Here is a 22791-nt window from a genome sequence, read left to right as displayed (position 1 = left end):
GCCGCCGCACGGCCGCCGTCGCGCCATGATCGGCGGACCGGTCCTGATCGGGGCGGGATCCGGCCCCCGGCCGGACTCCGACGCCGATCATCGGACGGACCCGGCGCCGTCGTCGACGATGGTCATCGGGACACCGGTGCTGCCGGACGGCGCGCGGGCAGCTCTGGCGTCCTGACCGACACGGGCTCAGTCCGCGCCGGGCACCGAGCCGGGCGGGAGGAAGTCCACGTCGTGCTCGGCCGAGACCCGCACGACCTCCTCCGGGTCGGTGAGGTCGTGCAGCTTGTCGAACAGCTGCGCGAGCCGCCCGGCCGGGCTGACCCAGAACAGGGCGCGGGCGTTCTCGTCGCCCCTGTTGTAGTAGGCGTGCGGCAGGCCCTTCGGCATCCGGACCGTGTCGCCGGGGCCGGCCTTCTCCCACTGGCCGTCCAGATACAGCGTGAACACGCCGCCGAGCACGTAGATGTGCTCGTCCTGGGTCGGGTGCACGTGCGGCGGGACGCCGGTGCCGGGCGGGTCGAGCGTCTCGAACGCGAAGCTCGTCTCGCTGGCCGCCTTCATCCAGTACGTGTGGCCCAGCACGTTCCACTTCCGACGCCACTGCGCGTCGTCGGAGTGGGTGATGCCCGCCGGGAGCGCTCCCAGGACGATCTCGTCGTCGAAACCTGTCACAGCACGGGAAGATACGTCGCCAGCTCGTGCGGCGTCACGTTCCTGCGGTAGGCGTCCCATTCCGCGCGCTTGTTGCGCAGGAAGAAGTCGAACACGTGCTCCCCGAGGAACTCGGCGACGAGCTCGGAGCGCTCCATCACGTCGAGCGCCTCGGTGAGGTTCTGCGGCAGCAGCTCGTAGCCCATCGCCTTGCGCTCGGTGTCGGTGAGCGCCCAGACGTCGTCCTCGGTGGCGGGCGGCAGCTCGTAGCCCTTCTGCACGCCGGTCAGGCCGGCACCGAGGATCACCGCGTAGGCCAGGTACGGGTTGCAGGCACTGTCCAGCGTGCGGACCTCGATGCGCCGCGACGACGACTTGCCCGGCGAGTACATCGGCACCCGGATCAGGGCGGAGCGGTTCGCGTGGCCCCAGCTCACTGCCGTCGGGGCCTCGCCGCCGACGACCAGGCGCTTGTAGGAGTTCACCCACTGGCAGGTCACCGCGGAGATCTCGCGGGCGTGCTTGAGGATCCCGGCCACGAACGCCTTGCCGGTGGCCGAGAGCTCGTACGGGTCGTTCGGGTCGTGGAACGCGTTCGTCTCGCCCTCGAACAGCGAGAAGTGCGTGTGCATCGCGGAGCCCGGGTGCTGGGAGAACGGCTTCGGCATGAACGACGCCCGCACGCCCTGGGTCAGCGCGACCTCCTTGACGACGTACCGGAACGTCATCAGGTTGTCCGCCATGGTCAGCGCGTCGGCGTAGCGCAGGTCGATCTCCTGCTGGCCCGGCCCGCCCTCGTGGTGGCTGAACTCGACCGAGATGCCCATCGACTCGAGCGTCTCGATCGTGTTCCGACGGAAGTGCGGCGCGACGTCGTGGCTGGCCTGGTCGAAGTAGCCGCCGGAGTCCGCGGGCACCGGGGGCCGCCCGTCGTCGGGCAGGTCGCGCAGCAGGTAGAACTCGATCTCCGGGTGCACGTAGCAGGTGAACCCGGCCTCGCCCGCTTTGTTCAGCGCCCGGGTCAGCACCTGCCGCGGGTCGGCCCAGGACGGCGAGCCGTCCGGCATCGCGATGTCGCAGAACATCCGCGCCGAGTAGTGCTCCCCGGACGAGGTCTCCCACGGCAGCACCTGGAACGTCGACGGGTCCGGCCGGGCGACCATGTCCGACTCGTAGACGCGCGCGAAGCCCTCGATCGCCGAGCCGTCGAACCCGATGCCCTCGCTGAACGCGCCCTCCAGCTCGGCCGGGGCCACCGCGACCGACTTGAGGAAGCCGAGCACGTCGGTGAACCACAGCCGGACGAACCGGATGTCGCGCTCCTCGAGCGTGCGGAGGACGAACTCCTGCTGGCGATCCATGGTCGCGGAGCCTAGGAAGCCCGGGTTACATCCATGTTTCCGGGGCCCCCATCAGGCGGGTGGCAACGAGCACTGTGCCCCCTCGTCGGGCTCCTTCAGGTCGATCAGGTAGGAGATCACCTTCGGGTCGATGCACGGGTCGCCGCGCAGCGACGCCGTGTGCTGGTTGCCCTCGACCTTGAGCAGGCTGCCGCCCAGCTGCTGGGCGAGGTCCACACCGGCCTGGTACGGCGTCGCCGGGTCACCGGTCACCGAGACGACCAGTGTCGGCGGCAGGCCTGGGGCGTTCGGCGTGTGCGGCGTCTGGGTCGGCGGGACCGGCCAGAAGGCGCAGGCGTCCTTGGCGGCGACCGCTCCGCGGCCGGTGGACCGGAACGGCGCGGCCTGGTCCGTGCGGTCGGCCAGCTCCTTGACCTGCGCCGGGTCGGTCACCGGCGGCTGGTTCACGCACGTGATCGCCTGGAACGCCTCCAGGCTGTTCGTGTAGCGGCCCTGCTCGTCCCGCTCGTAGTAGGAGTCGGCGAGCAGGCCGAGGACGCGGCCGCTGCCGGTGGCGACCTCGGAGATGCCGCGCTGCAGGATCGGCCAGTAGTCGGACAGGTACAGCGCCTGCGTGACGCCGGTGAGCGCGTCGTCGAAGCCCAGCGTGCGTCCGTCCCCGATCGGGACCGGCTTGTCGAGCAGCGGCCGCATGATCGCCTGGAAACGGGCGGTGGCCTGCGCCGGATCCGTCCCGAGTGGACAGTTCGGCTTCGACGTGCAGTCCTTCGCGAAGTTGTCGAACGCCAGCTGGAAGCCTGCCGACTGCTTCACCGACGAGTCGATCGGCGACTGCGTCGGGTCGATCGCGCCGTCCAGCACGAGGGCCCTGACCCGCTGCGGGAACGCCTCGGCGTAGGCCGTCCCGAGCTCCGTCCCGTAGGAGAAGCCTGCGTAGGTGAGCTTCTCGTCGCCGACGGCCGCCCGCATGACGTCCATGTCCCTTGCGACGTCGCGGGTGCCCATGTACTCCAGCTTGTCCCCGCCGGTCTTCTGAGCGCACCGGTCGGCGAAGAGCTTGGAGTCCGCCTCCGCGGCCGCTACCCCGCCGGGCGACGGGTCGGAGAACGTCTTCGTGCGCTCCTCGTCGTTCTGCTCGTCGTCCAGGCAGTCGATCGCCGGGCGGCTGGCGCCGACGCCGCGCGGGTCGAACCCGATCAGGTCGAACCGCTTCCCGAGCGGACCGTCCCCGAGCGACTTGGCCTGCGAGGCACCGAACGACGTGCCGGACACGCCTGGCCCGCCCGGGTCCATGAACAGCGACCCGATCTTGTCGCCGGTCGCCTTCCTGCGCAGCAGGGCGACCTCGGCCGTCGCGCCCTGCGGCTGGTCGTAGTTCAGCGGGACGCGCACCCGGGTGCAGTCCAGCGACGGGTCCTGGAACGACGACGCGTCGGACGAGCTGGACGCGTAGTCGGTGCACGGACCCCACTGCAGCTTCTGGCTGTAGAACGCGGCGAGCTGGGCGGGCTCCGGGGGCGGCGGCGCGGTCTGCGCCGTGTCGTCGGTCCCGGAGCACGCGCCGAGCAGGACCGTCAGGACCGCCAGCAGTCCGGCCACCGCGACCGATTTCCGCCGGACGCCCCGCTGGGGAGGCGGTCCGGACGATCTCGGGGGGAGCAGTCGGGCCAGCATGGGGGGAGCATGCCAGCCGCCACCGACGGTCCCTGTGAGGCCCCGGACCGGGTGAGGGTTCCCACACCGCGGCGCCTCGCGGGCTCCGCGCTGCCACGCTGGCGTTCGCCATGTCCTGTGAACCCGGGGACCCGCCGCGCGGGCCTCGAGGTAGGGAAGGGAGCTCACCGATGAGCACAACGTCCGAGACGCCGTCCGCCCCGCGCCGCACGCGGGTGCACCACCTTCTCGAGTGGAAGCGCGAGGGCCGGCGCTGGCCGATGCTGACGGCCTACGACGTGTACACCGCCGAGATCTTCGACGACGCCGGGATCCCGGTCCTGCTCGTCGGCGACTCGGCGGGCAACAACGTGTTCGGCCACCGCAACACGATCCCGGTGACCGTCGACGAGCTGCTGCCGCTCACCCGAGCCGTCGTGCGCGGCGCGACGAACGCACTCGTCGTCGCCGACCTCCCGTTCGGGACCTACCAGATCTCCCCCGCGCAGGCGTTGGAGACGGCGTTCCGGTTCATGAAGGAGGCCGACGCGCACGCCGTCAAGCTCGAGGGCGGCGCCCGGTTCGCGCCGCAGATCGAGGCGCTGGCGGGATCCGGCATCCCGGTGATGTCGCACCTGGGGTTCACGCCGCAGAGCGAACACGCCCTCGGCGGGTTCCGGATCCAGGGCCGCGGGGACGCGGCGGACCGGCTCGTCGAGGACGCGCTGGCGATGCAGGAGGCGGGCGCGTTCGCCGTCGTGCTGGAGATGGTCCCGGCCGACGTGGCCAAGCGGGTCACCGCCGAGCTGACCGTGCCCACCATCGGGATCGGCGCCGGCCCGGACTGCGACGCGCAGGTGCTGGTGTGGCCGGACATGGCCGGCCTGAACCGTGGGCGGGTGCCGAAGTTCGTGCGCCGCTATGCCGATGTCGGCGCCGTGCTGCACGATGCGGCGTCCCGTTTCGCCGAGGACGTGCGGGGCGGCGAGTACCCGGCGGACGAGCACTCCTACAGCTGAGGAGGCCGGTCGCGGGTCGGTCCCGGCAGGCCCGCGACCGGTTCTCCCCGTTCGTGCCGGGCGAGCATCCGCGCCGCGGGGGTGTCCCGGCGTTCCAGGCGGTCACGCAGCAGGGCCAGCCGGTCGTCGTGCTCGGGTTCCCCGGACAGGGCGGCCGCCGCAGCGTCCAGGACGGCGGCGGACCCGGCCCGCACCCGCGCGTCGTCCCATCCCCGCCGGGCGACGTCCCGGTGCGCGGCCGTGTCCGGGGTCCGGCGGCGCCCGGTCAGCGTGTCGTCCCGCAGCAGGCCGGTGAGCAGCGTGAGGAGCGCTTCGACGAGCCCGGTGCCGTCGGGACCGTCGCCGGGATCTCCGCACGGGTCCTCCCCCGGCACCACCGGCACCGCGTCGAACGCCTTGAACTCGATCCGCCCGATCTCGACCGGGATCCCGGCGTGCCGGGTCAGGGTGGGGTCGGTGCGCAGCAGCGGCGCGGACGGGTCGAGGTAGACGAGTGCCGCGGGCCGCGCCCCGGTGCGCCGCAGCGTGCGGGCCGACAAACCGCCCCACGCGCGGCCGTCGCGGAACGGCGACGAGAACGACCACGGCACGAGGTACGGGCTGTAGTAGGTCAGCTTGGCACCGGCGTCGGCGAGCGTCTCCGGGTCGGTTCCGGACTCCGGGAACGACAGGTTGAGGTCGGGTCCGTAGGTGACCATGTGCAGGTGCGCCGTGCGCTCCTCCGGCGAGTCGCGCATCTGCGCCTGCTCGTAGGTGTTGGCCGGCGGGTCGAGCCGGTAGGCCGAACGGATCGGGTTGTGCCCCACGGCGACCGGGCGCAGTCCGTGCCGGGCGGCGACGGTGCCGAGCAGCGCAGCGTCCCGGGCCAGCGCGTCGCGGGCGGCGCCGACGGAGTCGTGCACCCTGGTGCGGATCTCGATCCCCTTGGGGTCGAACCGGATCAGCTCGCCGCACTCGTCGACCCGCTCGTATCCCTCCGCGTACCAGCGCTTGCGGCGGATGCCGGCGTCGCCGACGCGCAGGTCCCCGTGGTCCGAAGGGTCCTCCGGCAGCTCGTCGACGACGGCGGCGACCTCGGCGTGGGTGAGCGTCGTGAAGTCGGCCGGTGACCCGTCGTCGCGGAGGAGTGCCAGTTCGTGCTCGACGCCGTAGCGCGCTGGGCCCCGCACGTCGTACCCGCACTCCTTCTCGATCGTCTTCGGGGGACCGGGTGAGCCTACCCTTCCTCGGGCAGGCCACCGCTGCCTCTGGACATCCCCGCCGCGGGCGTTCAGCCTTGATGTGACTTCAGCCGTCGAACGGACACGGCCAGACCGGCACGGAGGCGTCATGAGACTGGGTCGCAAGCTCTCTGAGGGATTCGCCGTGGACCGGGAGGCGGACTCCGCCGTGCCGGCACCGGTCACCGACCGCTCGGACGAGGCCGGGCGTGCCGTCCCGGTCGCCGCCGAGCCCGACCACTTCGCCGGAACCGGGGCGCCGACGGTCGCCGCCGGGCAGCCGCCGGTGGGCTGAGGCGGTGCTGCGGTTCAGCCGCACCCCTCAGGAACGTCCGGCCGGTCCGCTCGTCGGATACAAGCTCGCGTACCCCATGCTCTCGGCGGACGGGACGGTCGCGGCGTTCAGTGGCGTGACGCTCGGGCGGGCGCACGTCTACCGCTGGGTCGACGACGCGATCTGCGCGCACGGCTCCCGCCACGAGTGCCCCTCTCGCTGGTGCGACTGCGGTTTCTACTGCTTCCACGAGGTCGCCGACGCCCGCGAGCTGGCCTGCGCCCCGGAACACCAGGGCGCCGTGCAGCTCGAGATCGTGGCGTCCGGGCGCTTCCGCCGCTACGAGCTCGGCCTGCGTTACTCGCGGCAGCGCGTGCGGTCGGTGCGGCTGCGCGCCTGCCGGTGCGGGCGAGCGGGAACCGTGCTCGCCGACACCGGGTCCGGGTCGGCGGGCTGGCGGCGGCTGGACCCGGTGTGCCCCGCGTGCGCCGGGCACCGGCCGGTGCTGACGCCGGACGACTTCGGCCGGCTCGCCGGCGACGTCCGCGTGCTCTGCGACGAGGCCGCCGGTCCCGTCGTGTCGACGGCGCTCGGCCCTGTCCCTCCGGCCGAGGTCCCGCAGGACGCCGGGGCGGTCGCGGTCCTGACCGCCGAGGTCGCGCTGCTGCAGGCACAGATGGAACGCATGCAGCAGCGGCTCGACGAGCTGGAGGGACGCTAGCTCTCCGGAGCCGTGCCGTTCGCCGGAGCCGGGCCGCTCACCGGGGCCGGGCCGCTCGGCTAGAGCCAGGCCGGGAGCGGGCCGGGCTTCTTGCCGTCGGGTCCCCGCAGGCCGGTGCCCTTCGTGCGGCCGAGCAGCCACGCCGCCAGGTCCGGCGCCGCGCCGCGCACGGTGCCGACGTCGCCGCCGCCGGGACCCGGTCCGATCTCGACGATCTCGCCGGTGTCGCTCGCCTCCAGCAGGACGTGCGGGCAGCCGTCCCGGGTGGACATGTGCGCGCCGACGTCGGCGACCAGCACGGTGAGCATCGGCTGCGGCATGTCGGCGAACGACGCGCCGACGTCGAGGTCGACGGCGTGGATCCATACCTCGCGGGCCCGGCCCCACGGGATCATCGTGGCCGGCAGCCGGATGCCCTGCGGCGTCTCGACGACCGTCGACCACGCCTGTTCCGGCATGCTCCGGACGGCGTCGGCGAGCCGGTCCGACGAGTCGAGCACGTCGGCACGGATCTCCTCCGGGGAGCGCATCGCGCCCGCCTCGATGTCGCCGTCCCGGCCCGCCCGGCTCGGGTAGGCGAGCGTCGGCTCCCCGGTCTTCGCCCACGTCACCAAGTTGATCATGGCGTCGGCGTTGCGGGCCACGTGGGTCAGCACGTGGGCCCGCGTCCAGCCGGGGAGCAGCGACGGCGCGCGGAACGCCTCGTCGCCCATCCGGACCATCAGACCGCGCAGGTGAGCGGCACCGTCACCAGCCCAGGCGAGCGAGTCCGCGCGGTCCGGCAGCCGGAGCGCAGCACTCACGGCGCGACCTCGCTTCGTCCGATTCCCTCTCCGGCGCTCGGTCGACGGCTCACTGCGAGGCCCGGCAGACGTTGCGGCACTCCCCCACGCCCTCGACCGCGACGACGATCTCGGCGCCGTCGGAGAGGTAGCGCGGGGGTGTGCGCGCGTGTCCCACGCCGCCCGGTGTGCCGGTGGCGATCACGTCGCCCGGGTTGAGCGTCACGATCGCCGACAGGTACTCGACGAGCTCGACCGCGCCGAACACGAGCTGGTCGGTCGTGGAGTCCTGCATCGTCTCGCCGTCGAGCGTGCTGGAGATCCGCCACCCGCCGTCGGGCAGCTCGTCGGGGGTCACCAGCACCGGCCCGAGCGGCGTGGAGTGCTCCCACGTCTTGCCCTGCAGGAACTGCTTCGTGCGGTTCTGGAAGTCGCGCATGCTGACGTCGTTGAGGACCGAGTAGCCGGCGATCGCCGCGCGCGCCTCGTCGGTGTCCGCGCGACGGACCGAGTGCCCGATCACGACGACGAGCTCGGCCTCCCAGTCGACCTTGTCCGACTCCTTCGGCAGCTCGATCTCGTCGCGGGCACCGACGAGCGCCGGGGCGAACTTCGCGAACACGGTCGGGTACTCGGGCAGCTGGTTGCCCATCTCCTGTACGTGGTCGCGGTAGTTCATCCCGACGCAGATGATCTTCTCGGGAGCCGGGACGAGCGGCGCGTGGTCCAGCGTCGCGACGTCGTGCACCGGCCCGGCCGCCGCCGCGGCGTGCTCGGCCCAGTCGGGGCGCTCCAGCAGGGCCCGGACGTCGGCCTCGCCGGTCTCGACCGCCGAGTCCCCGTCCACCCGGACGGCCCGGGTGCCGGTCGCGGTCCGGATCGTGGCCAGCCTCATCGCACGCACCTTCTCGTCGTCGCACTGCTCACGACGAGAGTCTGCGTCACGGCACCCCGAGGTGCGGCCCGGGGGTGGGGGCCGACCCAAGAGCGGGGCGCCGCCCCTGGGGGCGCCGGCACGGGGCGCCGTCCCGTGCGCACCGTCCCCTGGGGCGCCATCCCGTGGGCGCCGGCACGGGGCGGGCCCGCCCGACGGCATACGGATGGGGGCGCTCCCGTCATGATCGGTGTGTACGGAGGATCGCGGCAGCACGTGGCCGGAATCCTCCGTGGTCGCCGATCACCGGCCCGGCGTCAGATGGCGCCGGTCTCGTCCGCCTCGTCCGCCCCGCCCGGGCGGACCGGGAGGTCGTCGAACACGTCCGGCGGCTCGTGCCAGGTCGGCTCCGGGGACCCGGACGTCGCGGCCTGCACAGCCCGCCAGATCCGCTGCGGCGAGCACGGCAGGTCGACGTGACGCACGCCGAGGCCGGACAGTGCGTCGACGATCGCGTTCTGCACCGCGGGCGTCGACCCGATCGTCGCGGACTCACCGATCCCCTTGGCGCCCAACGCGTTCATGTGCGTCGGCGTCTCGGTGGTGGAGGTCTCGAACGAGAACAGATCGGCCGCGGTGGGGATGTGGTAGTCGGCGAGGCTGCCGGTCAGCGGCTGGCCGTCGTCGTCGAACAGGACCTCCTCGTAGAGCGCCTGCGCGATGCCCTGCGCCAGCCCGCCGTGCTGCTGGCCCTCGACGAGGAGCGGGTTCACGATCCGCCCGCAGTCGTCGACGGCGACGTGGCGCAGCGGCCGGACGCGACCGGTCTCCGAGTCCACCTCGACGACGGAGACGTGCGCGCCGAACGGGAACGTCGCCCCGGCCTGCTCGGCGTCCAGCCCGGCGGCCAGGTCGGCGCCCTCGGCCGCGGCGTGCTCGACCAGCTGCGACCAGGTGATCGTCGCCGACGACGGCACACCGGTCACGCCGAACTCCCCGGTGTCGGTGAGCTCGATGTCGTCGGCCGCGGCCTCGAGGATCGTGGCCGCCCGCTTGCGCGCCTGCTCGTAGACGTCGTTCGCCGCCGCGGCGACGGCCGTGCCGCCCATCTGCAACGACCGCGACCCGCCCGTGCCGCCGCCGCGCGGGACGGTGGCCGTGTCCGACTGCACGTAGGTGATCTTGTCCATCGGGATGCCGAGCCGGTCCGACACGAGCATCGCGAACGACGTCGCGTGCCCCTGGCCGTGTGCGGACGTGCCGGCGGAGACGGTCGCCGTGCCGTCCGCGTTGATCGTCACCGAGCCGTACTCGCTACCGCCGCCGCCCGCGGTGACCTCGACGTAGACCGAGATCCCGATGCCGAGCCGGACCGGGTCGCCGGAGTCGTTGCGGCGCTTCTGCTCCGCGCGCAGGTTCTGGTAGTCGACCAGGCGCAGGGCCTCGCGGAGCGGGAGGTCGTAGTCGCCGACGTCGTAGGCGGCCCCGACCGGCGTGGTCAGCGGGAACGACGCCGGGTCCAGGAAGTTCTTGCGGCGCAGCTCGGCCGGGTCCATGTCCAGCTCGACGGCCGCCATGTCGACCAGCCGCTCCAGGTGCGCGGCTGCCTCCGGGCGGCCGGCCCCGCGGAACGCGCCCATCGGCGTCGTGTTGGTCAGCGCCGCGGCGGCGTCGTAGCGGACGTTCCTGATGTCGTACACGCCGGGCGCCATCAGGTAGGTCATGTGCAGCGGCAGCGCCCCGCCGAACCCGGCGTAGGCCCCGGAGTCACCGATCACCCTGGCGCGCAGGCCGACCATCGTCCCGTCCCGCGTGAGGCCCAGCTCGTAGTAGCCGACCTGGGCACGGCCCTGCGGCATCGAGACGAGGTTCTCGGTGCGGGTCTCCACCCAGGACACCGGCAGGCCGAGCCGGCGCGCGGCGCCGATCACCACGGTGTGCTCGGAGAGCATCCCGGCCTTGGCACCGAACCCGCCACCGACGTGCGGGGCGATCACCCGGACCTGCTCCTCACCCAGACCCAGGATCCCGCAGAGCTGGCTGCGGAACCCGTGCGGCATCTGGGTGGACACGTGCACGACGAGCTCGTAGTCGCTGTCCGTCGGGTCCGCGACGATCGCGTTGCCCTCCAACGGCACCGCCGCGACCCGCTGGTTCAGCATCCGGGCCCGGACGACCACGTCGGCGTCGGCCAGCGGGTCGCTCTCCGGCGCGCGCAGCCCGGCCGCGATGTTCGTACCCGTCTCCGGGAACTGGAGTTCGGCGCCCTCGGACAGCGCCTCCTCGATGTCGGTGACCGCGGGCAGCGGGTCGTAGTCCACCTCGACCAGCTCGGCGGCGTCCACGGCCGCGGCCTTCGACTCGGCGACGACGATCGCGACGGCCTCGCCGACGAACCGGACCCGGTCGGTGGCCAGCGGCGGGCGCGGCAGGTTCGGGTTGAGCACCATCAGGCCGTGGTGCGCGGGCAGATCCAGGTCCGCGGCGGTGAACACGCCCAGCACACCCGGCGCCGCGGCCGCCTCGGACGTGTCGATCGACCCGACGAGCGCGTGCGCCATCGGGGACCGGACGAACGCGGCATGGCCCATGCCCTCGAGCCGCAGGTTCGTGACGTAGGTGTTCGCGCCGGTGATGAGGTCGACGTCCTCCACGCGGCGGACGGACGTTCCGAGGATCGAGCCAGGCATGACCGCACCGTAGCGCGGGTCATCGGCAGTGTCGCCCTCTAACCGGAGGAGCCTTCGGTTACTCCGCACGTTCGTTTCGTCTCTCGATCCGTGCCCGCACCTGCGCGGCCGGTAGCGTCCCGGGCCATGCCCGAGTTCCACCACACGGACGTGCTTCCGCTCGGCGCCGACGAGACCGAGTACCGCGAGCTGGACCTGCCGGCCGGTACCACCGTCGAAGCAGCCGGGCGCACGTTCCTCGAGGTCCCGCCGGAGACCCTGACCGGCCTCGTCCGAGCCGCCGTCACCGACATCCAGCACCTGCTGCGCCCGTCGCACCTGGCCCAGCTGCGCGCGATCGTCGACGACCCGGAGGCGTCCGGCAACGACCGGTTCGTCGCGACCGACCTGCTGCGCAACGCGTGCGTCTCGGCGGGCGGCGTGCTGCCGATGTGCCAGGACACCGGTACCGCGATCGTCATCGGCAAGAAGACCGAGACGGTCCTGACGGGTGGCGACGACGAGGCCGCCGTGTCGCGCGGGATCTTCGAGGCCTACCAGGAGCTGAACCTGCGCTACTCCCAGATGGCGCCGCTGACGTTCTGGGAGGAGCGCAACACGGGCACGAACCTGCCGGCGCAGGTCGAGCTGTACCAGAAGCCGGGACGCGACCCGTACTACGAGTTCCTCGTGCTGGCCAAGGGCGGCGGGTCGGCGAACAAGACGTTCCTCTACCAGGAGACGAAGGCGCTGCTGAACCCGAAGCGCCTGGCCGCGTTCCTGGACGAGAAGCTGCGCTCGCTCGGCACCGCGGCGTGCCCGCCGTACCACCTGGCGATCGTCGTCGGCGGCACGTCGGCGGAGTACAACCTGAAGGTCGCGAAGCTCGCCTCGGCCCGGTACCTCGACGGGCTCCCGACTTCCGGCTCGCCGCTGGGCCACGCCGTCCGGGACACCGACCTGGAGCAGCAGGTCCTGGAGCTGACCCGGCAGTTCGGGATCGGAGCGCAGTTCGGCGGCAAGTACTTCTGCCACGACGTGCGCGTGATCCGCCTGCCGCGACACGGCGCGTCGCTGCCGGTGGGGGTCGCGGTGTCCTGCTCCGCCGACCGTCAGGCCAAGGCGAAGATCACGCCGTCCGGCGTGTACCTGGAGCAGCTGGAGCGGGACCCGGCGCGCTACCTGCCCGACACCGAGCACGAGGACCTGTCCGACGACGTGGTGCAGGTCGACCTGAACCGGCCGATGGACGAGATCCGGGCCCAGCTGTCGTCGCTGCCGGTGAAGACGCGTCTGTCGCTGACCGGCCCGCTCGTCGTGGCCCGGGACATCGCGCACGCGAAGATCGCCGAGCGTCTCGACGCGGGCGAGTCGATGCCTCAGTACCTGCGCGACCACGCGGTCTACTACGCCGGACCGGCCAAGACGCCGGAGGGCTACGCGTCCGGGTCGTTCGGCCCGACGACGGCCGGCCGGATGGACTCCTACGTGACGCAGTTCCAGGAGGCGGGCGGCTCGCTCGTGATGCTGGCCAAGGGGAACCGGTCCAAGCAGGTCGTCGAGAGCTGCCGGGACAACGGCGGCTTCTACCTCGGCTCGATCGGCGGGCCCGCGGCGCGACTCGCCCAGGACTGCATCCGCAAGGTCGACGTGCTGGAGTACCCGGAGCTCGGCATGGAGGCGGTCTGGAAGATCGAGGTCGAGGACTTCCCCGCGTTCATCGTGATGGACGACAAGGGCAACGACTTCTTCGCCGACACCTCCGCCCCCACCCTTCAGGTCACGTTCCGGACCTGACCCCGCTCCACCCCTTCCGAACGAACGGCACCTTCGGGCAATGGCATTGCTCGAAGGTGCCGTTCGTTCGCGGGTTGCGGGGTTGCGGGACGTACGAGCGGAGCGCTCGTCCAATCCGGGACGGGGCGGCGCACGTGGCGGCCGAGGCGGTCCGCCCACCCCGTCACTGCGTGCCGCACCCCCTCTCGGCGTGCCGCACCCGTTGCAGCCGGTGCGACACGCCGGGCCGGGGTGCGGCAGTTCACGCATGGCTCGCCGTGGCCGGCGTGGCCGGCGTGGTGAGCCTCGGCGGCTTCCACCGGCTCAGCGGAGGCGGCGGGGGCCCGCGTCGTCGCGGGTCGGGGGTGGGCCGAGCGTGATCCGGGCGCTGGTCACGAACGCGCCGTCGGCCGACGCCAGGATCGGGTCCAGAACCAGGGAGCGGACCTGCGGGACGTCCTCGGCGAGCTGACCGATGCGTAGCGCGAGGTCCTCGAGGGCCTCCATCCGGACCGGTTCGGTGCCGCCGTACCCGGTCAGCAGCGGTGCGGCCCGCGGGGCCCGCACCAGCCGTGCCGCGTCCTCGGTGGAGACGGGCAGCACGCGGTAGGCGCGGTCGTCGAGCAGCTCGGTCGCCAGCCCGGCGAGACCGAACGAGAGCAGCGAGCCGAACGACGGGTCGTCGGACACCGCGAGCACGCACGACGTGCCCTTGGGCGCCATCCGCTGCACGTGGACGTCCGGCGAGCCGGTCAGACGTTCGAGCTCCTCGTGCGCCGTGCGGACGGCGTCGTCGGTGGTGAGGTCGAGCCGCACGCCGACGAAGTCGCTGCGATGCCGCCAGCGCTCCCCCACCGCCTTGAGGGCCACCGGGTGTCCCAGGTCGGCGGCCGCCGCCACGGCCGAGTCCGCCCCCGTGACCAGCCGGAACGCGGGCACCTCCACGCCGTAGCAGCGCAGCAGGGCGACCGCCTCGTCGTCGCTGAGCACACGGTCGCGCTCGGCACCGAGCCGTGCCACCAGCGACCGGGCCGCGTCCGGGTCCACACCGTCGGGTACGACGAACTCACCGACCGGGGTCCGGCGCCACTCGGCGTACCGGGCGACCCGGGCGAGCGCCGACGCCGCACGTTCCGGGCTCGCGAAGCTCGGCACCGAGCCGGGGCCCGGCGACCCGTCCGGCCCGGGGACGGAGAGCTCGCCGGGCACGCCCTCGACGGCGAGGAACACGGCGAGCACCGGGATGCCCGCGCCCTCGGCCGCGTCGCGCAGCGCCTGGGCGTACTCGGCGCCGGGCACCGCCACCGGCGGGACGAACACCGCGATCAGCGCGTCCGGTGTGTCGGCCCCCTGCAGTGCCATCCGGACGGCGGAGGCGAACTGCTCGGGGCTCGCCGCGACGCCGACGTCCACCGGGTCGCCGGCAGGCTCCAGCCCCTCGTCCAGGAGGCCGTCGGTGACCAGCAGGTTGAGCGCCGTGGAGTTCCCGACGACGGCGACGCGCCGCCCGTTCGGCAGCGGCTGGTAGGCGAGCACGAGCGCGGTGTCGAACAGCTGCGGCAGCGTCTCCACGCGGATCACGCCGGACTGGTCGAACAGCGCCTTGACACTGGACTCGTCGATCGGCGCGGACATCGTCGCGTGCGACGGCACCGGCGCCGTGTGCCGGCCGCTCTTCACGGCGACCACCGGTTTCGTGCGGGCCAGTCGCCGCGCCACCCTGGCGAACTTGCGGGGGTTGCCGAACGTCTCCAGGTAGAGCAGGACGACGTCGGTCTGCGGATCGGTCTGCCAGTACTGCAGGAGGTCGTTGCCGGAGACGTCGGCCCGGTTGCCTGCGGACACGAACGACGACAGCCCGAGACCGCGCTCCCTGGCGCTGGACAGGATCGCGATCCCGAGCGCGCCGGACTGGCAGAAGAACCCGGTGCGTCCGTGGCCCGGGATCAGCGGCGCGAGCGTCGCGTTCAGCCGGACGTCCGGGGCGGCGTTGGCCACACCGAGCGCGTTCGGGCCGACCACGCGCATGCCGTGCGCCCGCGCCTCGGCCACCAGCCGCCGCTCGGCCACCGTGCCTCCGCCGCCGGCGTCGGCGAACCCGGAGCTGATCACGACGAGCGCGCGCACGCCCTTGGCCAGGCAGTCGTCCATGACGTCGTCGATCCCGGCGGCCGGGATGGCGACCACGGCGAGGTCCACCTCGTCCGGGATGTCGATCACCGACGGGTACGCCCGCACACCGCGCACCGAGCGGGCGTCCGGGTTCACCGGATACACCGGCCCGCTGAAGCCCGCCCGCAGCAGGTTCGTCAGGACCGCATGCCCGATCTTCGTCTCGTCGGCCGACGCCCCGATCACGGCCACCGACGACGGCCGGAGCAGGTTCGCCACGCTGCGGGCCTCCGCGGCCTGTTCACGGGAGTCCCGCACGGCGATCGAGCGGTTCGTGGGGTCGATGTCGAACTCCAGGTGCAGCACGCCCTCGGCGAACGCCCGCTTGACCTGGTATCCGGCCTCGCGGAACACCCGGACCATGCCGTGGTTCTCCACCAGGACCTCGGCTTCGAACCGGGACAGTCCGTTCTCCCGTGCCGCGGCGGCCAGGTGCTCCAGCAGGATCGATCCGAGGCCGCGGGCCTGGTGGTCGTCGCGGACCACGAACGCGACCTCGGCCGACGTGACCGGCGGCTCGTCCGCGCCCAGCCCCTCGTACCGGCCGACCGCGATGATCTCGTCGCCGAGCAGCGCCAGGAACGCCACCCGCGTCCGGTGGTCCACGACGGTGAACCGATCGAGCTCGCGCTGGCTGATCCGCGGGTGCGGGCCGAAGTAGCGCAGGTAGCGGGTGCGATCGGAGAGCTTCCCGTGGAACTCGAGCAGAGCGTCCGCGTCACTGGGCAGGATCGGGCGCAGGTGCACGATCCCGCCGTCGGAGGCGACGATGTCCGCCTCCCAGTGCCGCGGGTACGGCGCCTCGGGCGGCCCGGCCCCGTGCCGTGCGGCGCCGTTCGTGTCCTGTCCGGCGGGGACGGTCGCGGTCGGGGTCCCCGCGGGCGGGGTGGCCGGACCTCGGTCGTCGGTCACGTCAGTCCCGGGGGTCGTCGGGGTCGAGGCCGTGGAGCGGGAACACGGCCCGGCGCGTGTCGCGGATGGTGGAGTCGACGCGGTCGCCGCCTCCGTCCTCCCACGGCTCGTAGGACGCGTCGGCGCCGTCGCTCATCGCCACCGGCAGCGGCGCCCGGGTGTGCCGGGCGGCGCGGGCCGTCCAGCCGGCCGGGATCGAAGTCTCCGGGGCGACGTCGCGGTCCAGCGCGACGGCCTGCAGGTGGGTCCAGGACCGCGGCACGACCCGGAACAGCGCGTACCCGCCGCCGCCGAGCACCAGCCACTTGCCGCCCGCCGTGGTCTCGGCCAGGTCGCGCAGCGCCAGGTAGATCGCGCGGTGCCCGTCCACCGACAGCTCGAGGTTGGCCAGCGGGTCCTCGGCGTGGGTGTCCGCGCCGCACTCGGTGACGAGCACCTGCGGCTGGAACGAGCGCAACAGCCCCGGCACGATCGCGTGGAACGCCCGCAGCCACCCCGCGTCGCCGGTGCCGGGCGGCAGCGCGACGTTGACCGCGTAGCCCTCCCCGTCACCGCGCCCGAGCTCGCCCGGCCAGCCGGTGCCCGGCCACAGCGTGAGCGGATGCTGGTGCATCGAGATCGTCATGACGCGCGGGTCGTCGTAGAACGAGGTCTGGACGCCGTCCCCGTGGTGGACGTCGACGTCGACGTAGGCGATACGTTCGTAGCCCTGCTCGAGCAGCCAGGAGATCGCGACCGAGCAGTCGTTGTAGACGCAGAACCCGGCGGCCCTGTCGGGCATCGCGTGGTGCAGCCCGCCCGCCATGTTGACGGCGCGGTCCGCGCGTCCCTCGTGGATCTCCCGGGCGGCCCGCACGGAGCCGCCCGCGATCAGCGCGGCCGCCTCGTGCATCCCGAAGAAGATCGGGTTGTCGGACGTGCCGAGTCCGTGACCCACGCCGAACGGCGCCTCGGGGGCGGACCGGACCGCCGTCTGGAACCCGGGCGTGTGCACCCGGGTCAGCTCCTCGTCCGTCGCCGGGGCGGGCTCGATCAGCTCCACCCCGTCCAGCACGCCCAGCTCCCGGGACAGCTCCATCATCAGGTCCAGCCGGACCGGGTTGAGCGGATGGTCGTCGGAGAGCTGGTAGGTCAGGAACTCCGGCGTCCACACCACGGCCGTACGCGCGCTCATGGCCGACGACCGTAGGCGACGACGACCGGGACGGCCATGCGCGTCACGGTGACTCCCCGGTGGCGGCCGGGCGGTCCGGGTCGGCGCTCCATTCCGACCAGGAGCCCGGGTAGAGCGCGGCCGGAGCGTCGACCGGCGTGAGACCGGCACGCTCGAGGGCGAACACGAGCGAGGAGGCCGTCACCCCGGATCCGCAGTAGGCCCCGACCGGTCCGGCGCCGTCGGCACCCGCCGCACGGAAGCGGGCGGCCAGCTCGTCGGGCGGGAGCCACCGGCCGTCCTGGCCGGCGTTGCCGGCCGACGGGGCGTTGCGGGCGCCCGGGATGTGCCCGGCCCGCGGGTCCACCGGTTCGGTCTCGCCGCGGTAGCGCGCCGCGGCGCGGGCGTCGAGCAGCACCCCGGTCCGGGCGAGCCCGGCGGCGGCGTCCGCGTCGAGCACCGGCATCCCGCCGGGCCGCACGACCACGGTCCCCTGCTCCCTCGCCGGTTCCGGTGCCGCCTCACCGGCAGGCACGTCGTCGCCCGCCGCCGAGCAGCCCTCGGCCAGCCAGGCCGCGAAGCCACCGTCCAGGATCGCGACCCGGTCGGCCGCGAACCCGGCCCAGCGCAGCAACCACCAGGCACGAGCGGCGACCGAGCCGTCCGCGTCGTCGTACACGACGACCGTCGAGGAGTCGTGCACGCCCACCCTGCGCAGCGCCTCCTGCAGGCGTTCCGGCTCCGGCAGCGGGTGGCGACCGCGCGGCGCACCCGGCCCGGCGGGTGCGGCGAGCTCGGTGTCCAGGTCGACGAACGCGGCGCCGGGGACCCGCCGGGCGGCGTGGTCCGCTCGGGCGGACGGACCGCCGAGCCGCCACCGGACGTCGAGCACGACGGGTGGTGGATGCCCTGCCAGCGAGTCGGCCAGAGCCCGGGGTGTGATCAGATCGGCCACATCGCCCATCCTGCCTGGGAAGGTCGCCCGCTGTCCGGGGCGTTGCGGGGCTAGACTGGGTGACGAACGAAGGGGCCCGAGTTGAACGAGCTCATCGACACCACAGAGATGTATCTGCGGACCATCTACGAACTCGAGGAGGAAGGCGTCGTCCCGCTGCGTGCGCGGATCGCCGAACGCCTCGGTCAGAGTGGACCGACCGTGAGCCAGACCGTCGCTCGCATGGAGCGGGACGGTCTGCTCGTCGTGGCCGGGGACCGACACCTCGAACTCACCGACGACGGCCGCGGTCGCGCCGTCGCCGTCATGCGCAAACACCGCCTCGCCGAGCGCCTGCTGATCGACGTGATCGGGCTCGAGTGGGAGCTGGTGCACGCCGAGGCGTGCCGCTGGGAACACGTCATGAGCGAGGACGTCGAGCGCAAGCTCGTCCGCCTGCTCGACAAACCCACCATCTCCCCGTACGGCAACCCGATCCCCGGGCTGGACGACCTGGAGAAGGACCCGCCGGATCAGACGTCCGGCTCGGTGCCGCCGAGCCTGGAGGTCGGGCTGCAGCGGCTCGACGAGCTGGCCCGCCGCGGCGGTGGCCCGGTCGAGGTGCGCCGGATCGCCGAGCACGTGCAGGTCGACCCGGACCTGATGGGCGAGCTGAAGCTGGCCGGGATCGTGCCGGGCAACACCGTGGAGGTGCAGGCGATCCCGCGCTTCGGCGACGCGGTGCCGGTGGTCGCGGACGGCGAGAAGGCGACGGTCGCGCCGTTGGTGGCGCACGCCGTACTGGTCCGAGCGAAGTAGCGGACCGCCGGTCGACGCGGTGACGGGCTCTCCTGCCGGGCGTGAGAACGTCGTCCGGTACCGAGAACCCAGGAGGTCCCCGTGAGGCTGCTCGTCACCGGCGGTGCGGGATACGTCGGTAGTGTGTGCGCCGCGCACCTGGTCGAGACCGGCCACGAGGTGGTCGTGCTGGACGACCTGTCCACCGGTCACCGCGACGCGGTTCCGCCGGACTGCAAGTTCGTCGAGGGCGAGCTCGGCGAGGCCGCCGGGGACGTGCTCGCCGAGGGCTTCGACGGCGTCCTGCACTTCGCGGCGCGCTCGCTGGTCGGCGAGTCGGTCGAGCGCCCGGAGCTCTACTGGAACGGCAACGTCGTCGCCTCGTTCCGGCTGCTGGAGGCGATCCGCGCGCACGGCACGCCCCGGCTGGTGTTCTCCTCCACCGCGGCCACCTACGGCGAGCCGGAGCAGGTCCCGATCCCGGAGTCGGCCCCCGTGCGTCCGACGAACCCGTACGGGGCCAGCAAGCTCGCGATCGACCACATGATCTCGTCCTACGCGGCGGCGCACGGCCTGGCCGCGACGAGCCTGCGCTACTTCAACGTCGCGGGCGCACACGGCGCCTACGGCGAGCGGCACGCCGTGGAGACGCACCTGATCCCGCTGGTCCTGCAGGTCGCGGCCGGCACCCGCGAGTCGATCTCGGTCTACGGCGACGACTGGCCGACGCCCGACGGCACGTGCGTGCGCGACTACATCCACGTCGACGACCTCGCCGACGCCCACCGGCTGGCGCTGACCCACGCCACGGCCGGACGGCACGACGTCTACAACCTCGGCAGCGGCCACGGTTTCTCGGTCCGCGAGGTGATCGAGGCGTGCCGCGCCGTCACCGGCCACCCGATCCCGGCCGTCACGGCGCCGCGGCGTGCCGGTGACCCGGCGGTGCTGGTGGCGTCCAGCGCGCGGGCCGCCGAGCACCTCGGCTGGACCCCGAGCCGGACCGACCTGCACCGGATCGTCGGCGACGCGTGGACGTTCGCGCAGGGTGGTCACGGTCGGCCGTAGGCCCGCTCGAGGATCCGGCGCAGGCCGGACGGGCCGGTGAGGCCGCGCAGGGACGCCTCCACCGCACCCGCGACCGGGTGCCGGGGCCGCGCCTCGAGCGCCCGCTCGACCGCGATCGCGGCGAGCGCGCCGTCGCCGCGCAGCAGCGCGCAGACGGCGAACAGCGCGGACGGATCGGCCCGCTCCGGCGACGGCATCGCGCGCGACAGCGCCGCCCACAGCTGCTCGGCGGCCGGCGCGTCCGGGCCGAGGCAGAGCCGCACGGACTCGTCGCGGATCGTGGACGAGGTGAATGCCGCGCAGAACCGGACGACCGTGGCGTCGTCCACCGCGAGCCGGCACGCCGCTGCGTCGGACACCGCCCGGCGCAACAGCTCCCGGTGCTCGCCGGTGCGGTCCGGCTCCGGCCCGCCGCCGGACCGGGACGTCACGGCGTCGAGGTGCATGGCCCACAGACCGGCCCGCCGGTCCAGTTCCTCGTCACCGTCCGCGGCCAGCACGTCGGCGACGGCGGCGCGGTCGGGGAGCACGTCGTGGCCGCGACGGGCGGCCGCGGCGGCGAGCACCTCCGGCGGTGGCGCGGGGACCTCGCCGCGGCACCCGCAGTCCTGCCCCGGCAGGTCGTAGCAGGCCCACTCCGTACCCGGTCGCGTGCCGGACGCCCAGAGCACGGCGAGCGGCTCGATCCCGGCCTCGACCAGCGTCCGCTGCGCCGCGGCGGCGACGTCCGGCCGAGCCGGGCGCCCACCCGGGCCCGCCCGCCCGCCGACGACGACCACGGCCGCGCCGGTCGGCCCGTCGGTGACCAGCGCCGACACCGCGTCGGCGCACACGCCCGCGACGTCGTCCGGCGGCGGCAGGTCGGTCCGCACCGTCAGCCCGACCCGCTGCGTCGACCGGCCCCCGAAGCCGACCAGGACGATCGACTCCGCCGGATGGAAACCCAGCAGTACGGGCAGCGCGGCGACGAGCTCCTCGCCGCCGCGCAACCGCAGCACGACCGACGGCGCCGGGTCGGTGCCGAGGAGGCCGGCGAGGTCGTCCGCGCCGCTCAGCCCGTCGAGCCGGGCGAGGTCGGTCAGGTCGGCGTGGTCGGTGACGTCGGCGTGGTCGGTGACGTCGGCGAGGCCGGTCGGAACGGGGAGAGCGTCCGGTCCGACGGGATCGGCGCGACCGGCGGGCGGCGGCACCGGGTCGTCGGGGTGGGCGGGCGAGGACGGCGCAGGAGTCATGCCGGCAGCCTGGGCGCCGCCGGGGCCACGAGCGACGCGTTCGGCCGGACGGCTGTGGACGGCCATCCCTCCCGGTCGTCACCCGGGCCGGTTGTGGACAACCGCCGCGCATCCGGCCGATCCCGGCCCGGAACCGTCGGGGTCCGGGAGGAGGATGTGATCCGGGGGACCCCACCAGTGGCTCACCGATCGGCGGGCCACCCGCGAGGTCACCCGCGGCGGGAGCTCCCCCGCACGGTGAGCGTCGCGTCCAGCACGATCCGCTCGGCGGGGCGTTCCGGCTCGGCGATCCGCTGGAGCAGCAGCCCCGCCGCCTCGCTGCCGATCCGGCGGGCGGGCTGGACCACGACGCTGAGTGCCGGGTCCAGTACGCGGCCCCACGGTCCGTCGTCGAACGCGACGACGCCGACGTCGCGCCCGGCCAGCAGCCCCCGCTCGGCCATCGCCTCGAGCACGCCGATCGCCGTCGCGCTGTCGGTGGCCAGCACCGCGTCCGGCGGCTCGTCGTCGGCCAGGAACCGCCGCGCCGCCTGCAGCGCGCCGGATGCCCCGTGGCCGTCGGCCTGCCACCCCAGTCCCCCGCCGTCCCCGCGACCGCTGGTGCGCAACGCGTCCCGGAAGCCGTCGAGCCGGTCATGGGCGGCGGTTCCGCCGTTCGGACCGGCCAGGCAGGCGATCCGGCGGTAGCCCTCGGCGAGCAGGTGCGTGGTCGCCTCGCACGCCGCGGTGCGGCCGTCGACCGAGACCTGGTCGACGGCGGCGTCGGGCGGCATCCGGTCGACGACCACGACCGGTGTCCGACGCTCGCGCAGCGCCGTCACCCCGACACCGGCGGCGGTCGGCGAGAGCACGACACCCGCCATCCGCTCCTGCAGGGCCACGTCGACGTAGCGGCGTTCCTTGTCCGGGTCCCCATCGGAGTTGCAGAGCACCACCGAGTACCCGGCGCTCAGCGCGCAGTCCTCCACCCCACGCGCGACCGCCGTGAAGTACGGGTTCTCGACGTCCGGGACGATCAGGGCGAGCACCGTCGTCGCCTGCCTGCGCAGGTTGCGGGCCAGGCTGTTCGGCCGGTAGTCGAGCTCGGTCGCGGCGCGGAACACCCGCTCCGCCAGTGCGGGGTCGACCGTGGACTTGCCGTTGAACGCACGTGAGACGGTCGCGGTGGACACACCCGCTCGAAAGGCCACGTCGCTGATCGTCGCCATGGCGCACCCCTCCCCTCCGGGTCCGGGACAGCCGGACCGGAGCGTCACATCCCCCCACGGGACTGACGAGCCCGCACACACCGGACATCACGGGTGCTGATCACCCGGATGTGCCGTCCGGCTGCTTGAACGGTCGGGTTTCTCGTCGACAGTGAGCGAACTGTACCGGGACCGTCACACCATCGTGCAGCGACCCCGGCAGAAGGGACACCGTGTCGCTGAAACCCTGCGTGACGTGCTGTTCACCCGTCGCGGGTTGCCTGTGACCGGGCATGCGACGACGCTGGTCGCCACGGGGGCCGGGTAGGGCGCGT

Annotated in this window: 19 protein-coding genes; 7 read left to right on the top strand and 12 right to left on the bottom strand. The window is 73.5% G+C overall.

Annotation, left to right across the window (positions count from 1 at the left end):
• Positions 1–25 precede the first annotated feature (25 nt).
• Complete coding sequence (locus EV378_RS35600; protein ID WP_165922515.1) at positions 26–175, top strand: hypothetical protein; 150 nt, start codon at positions 26–28, stop codon at positions 173–175.
• A gap of 11 nt (positions 176–186) precedes the next feature.
• Here EV378_RS35600 and EV378_RS28125 read toward each other — a convergent pair whose 3' ends face one another.
• Genes EV378_RS28125 through EV378_RS28115 form a run of 3 tightly spaced genes read right to left on the bottom strand, consistent with a single transcriptional unit; the run spans position 187 to position 3611 of the window.
• Entirely contained in the window at positions 187–672 is a 486-nt protein-coding gene (locus tag EV378_RS28125) for a cupin domain-containing protein (protein WP_207908883.1), read from the bottom strand.
• Positions 669–2012: a glutamine synthetase family protein gene (locus tag EV378_RS28120; protein WP_132430403.1), complete on the bottom strand. Its 1344-nt coding sequence runs from the start codon at positions 2010–2012 to the stop codon at positions 669–671. Before EV378_RS28120 ends, EV378_RS28125 begins: the two co-directional genes overlap by 4 nt.
• Positions 2013–2063: 51 nt before the next feature.
• Positions 2064–3611: an alpha/beta hydrolase gene (locus EV378_RS28115; RefSeq protein WP_243653800.1), complete on the bottom strand. Its 1548-nt coding sequence runs from the start codon at positions 3609–3611 to the stop codon at positions 2064–2066.
• A 245-nt stretch (positions 3612–3856) separates the two neighbouring features.
• Here EV378_RS28115 and panB point away from each other — a divergent pair, with 245 nt between their 5' ends.
• The gene (panB, locus tag EV378_RS28110; RefSeq protein WP_132430401.1) at positions 3857–4684 is read left to right on the top strand and encodes a 3-methyl-2-oxobutanoate hydroxymethyltransferase; all 828 of its coding nucleotides are present in this window, start codon (positions 3857–3859) and stop codon (positions 4682–4684) included.
• Here the strand turns inward: panB and EV378_RS28105 are convergent.
• Positions 4675–5853 (bottom strand): glutamate-cysteine ligase family protein, encoded by a 1179-nt coding sequence (locus EV378_RS28105; protein WP_132430400.1) that lies wholly within the window; start codon positions 5851–5853, stop codon positions 4675–4677. The genes panB and EV378_RS28105 overlap by 10 nt on opposite strands.
• A gap of 160 nt (positions 5854–6013) precedes the next feature.
• On the opposite strand from EV378_RS28105, the gene EV378_RS28100 reads away from it, so the two are divergent.
• Positions 6014–6199 (top strand): hypothetical protein, encoded by a 186-nt coding sequence (locus EV378_RS28100; protein ID WP_132430399.1) that lies wholly within the window; start codon positions 6014–6016, stop codon positions 6197–6199.
• Between the two features lie 4 nt (positions 6200–6203).
• Positions 6204–6899, top strand: coding sequence for a hypothetical protein (locus EV378_RS28095; protein ID WP_132430398.1), 696 nt, complete (start codon positions 6204–6206; stop codon positions 6897–6899).
• A 59-nt stretch (positions 6900–6958) separates the two neighbouring features.
• Here the strand turns inward: EV378_RS28095 and EV378_RS28090 are convergent, their stop codons facing one another.
• From EV378_RS28090 to EV378_RS28080, 3 genes are all read right to left on the bottom strand, one after another.
• On the bottom strand, positions 6959–7702 hold the full coding sequence (locus tag EV378_RS28090) for a maleylpyruvate isomerase family mycothiol-dependent enzyme (protein WP_243653799.1): 744 nt from the start codon (positions 7700–7702) through the stop codon (positions 6959–6961).
• A gap of 49 nt (positions 7703–7751) precedes the next feature.
• Positions 7752–8576 carry a fumarylacetoacetate hydrolase family protein gene (locus EV378_RS28085; protein WP_132430397.1) on the bottom strand — a complete coding sequence of 275 codons (825 nt, stop codon included), beginning with the start codon at positions 8574–8576 and terminating at the stop codon, positions 7752–7754.
• Positions 8577–8872: 296 nt separating this feature from the next.
• Positions 8873–11245 (bottom strand): xanthine dehydrogenase family protein molybdopterin-binding subunit, encoded by a 2373-nt coding sequence (locus EV378_RS28080; protein ID WP_132430396.1) that lies wholly within the window; start codon positions 11243–11245, stop codon positions 8873–8875.
• A 126-nt stretch (positions 11246–11371) separates the two neighbouring features.
• On the opposite strand from EV378_RS28080, the gene EV378_RS28075 reads away from it, so the two are divergent.
• A complete protein-coding gene (locus EV378_RS28075; RefSeq protein ID WP_132430395.1) occupies positions 11372–13021 on the top strand; it encodes a fumarate hydratase in 1650 nt (549 codons plus the stop codon).
• A gap of 303 nt (positions 13022–13324) precedes the next feature.
• Here the strand turns inward: EV378_RS28075 and EV378_RS28070 are convergent, their stop codons facing one another.
• The 3 genes from EV378_RS28070 to EV378_RS28060 are packed head-to-tail and all read right to left on the bottom strand — an operon-like array spanning position 13325 to position 18192.
• A complete protein-coding gene (locus EV378_RS28070; protein WP_132430394.1) occupies positions 13325–16084 on the bottom strand; it encodes a bifunctional acetate--CoA ligase family protein/GNAT family N-acetyltransferase in 2760 nt (919 codons plus the stop codon).
• 1 nt (position 16085) lies between these two features.
• On the bottom strand, positions 16086–17258 hold the full coding sequence (locus EV378_RS28065) for an acetoin utilization protein AcuC (protein WP_132430393.1): 1173 nt from the start codon (positions 17256–17258) through the stop codon (positions 16086–16088).
• A 43-nt stretch (positions 17259–17301) separates the two neighbouring features.
• A complete protein-coding gene (locus EV378_RS28060) occupies positions 17302–18192 on the bottom strand; it encodes a sulfurtransferase (protein ID WP_132430392.1) in 891 nt (296 codons plus the stop codon).
• Between the two features lie 81 nt (positions 18193–18273).
• Between EV378_RS28060 and EV378_RS28055 the strand changes: the two genes are divergently transcribed.
• A complete protein-coding gene (locus EV378_RS28055; RefSeq protein ID WP_132430391.1) occupies positions 18274–18990 on the top strand; it encodes an iron-dependent transcriptional repressor DtxR in 717 nt (238 codons plus the stop codon).
• Between the two features lie 81 nt (positions 18991–19071).
• Positions 19072–20037: a UDP-glucose 4-epimerase GalE gene (gene galE, locus EV378_RS28050; RefSeq protein ID WP_132430390.1), complete on the top strand. Its 966-nt coding sequence runs from the start codon at positions 19072–19074 to the stop codon at positions 20035–20037.
• On the opposite strand, the gene EV378_RS28045 is transcribed toward galE, so the two are convergent.
• Both EV378_RS28045 and EV378_RS28040 read right to left on the bottom strand, forming a co-directional pair.
• Positions 20022–21269, bottom strand: coding sequence for a DUF4192 domain-containing protein (locus tag EV378_RS28045; RefSeq protein ID WP_132430389.1), 1248 nt, complete (start codon positions 21267–21269; stop codon positions 20022–20024). The genes galE and EV378_RS28045 overlap by 16 nt on opposite strands.
• 209 nt (positions 21270–21478) lie before the next feature.
• On the bottom strand, positions 21479–22477 hold the full coding sequence (locus EV378_RS28040; protein WP_132430388.1) for a LacI family DNA-binding transcriptional regulator: 999 nt from the start codon (positions 22475–22477) through the stop codon (positions 21479–21481).
• Positions 22478–22791: the final 314 nt, after the last annotated feature.

Source organism: Pseudonocardia endophytica, assembly GCF_004339565.1.
GTDB lineage: Bacteria > Actinomycetota > Actinomycetes > Mycobacteriales > Pseudonocardiaceae > Pseudonocardia > Pseudonocardia endophytica.
Note: the sequence above shows the minus strand (reverse complement) of the source record. Positions and strands in the feature narration are given on the sequence as shown.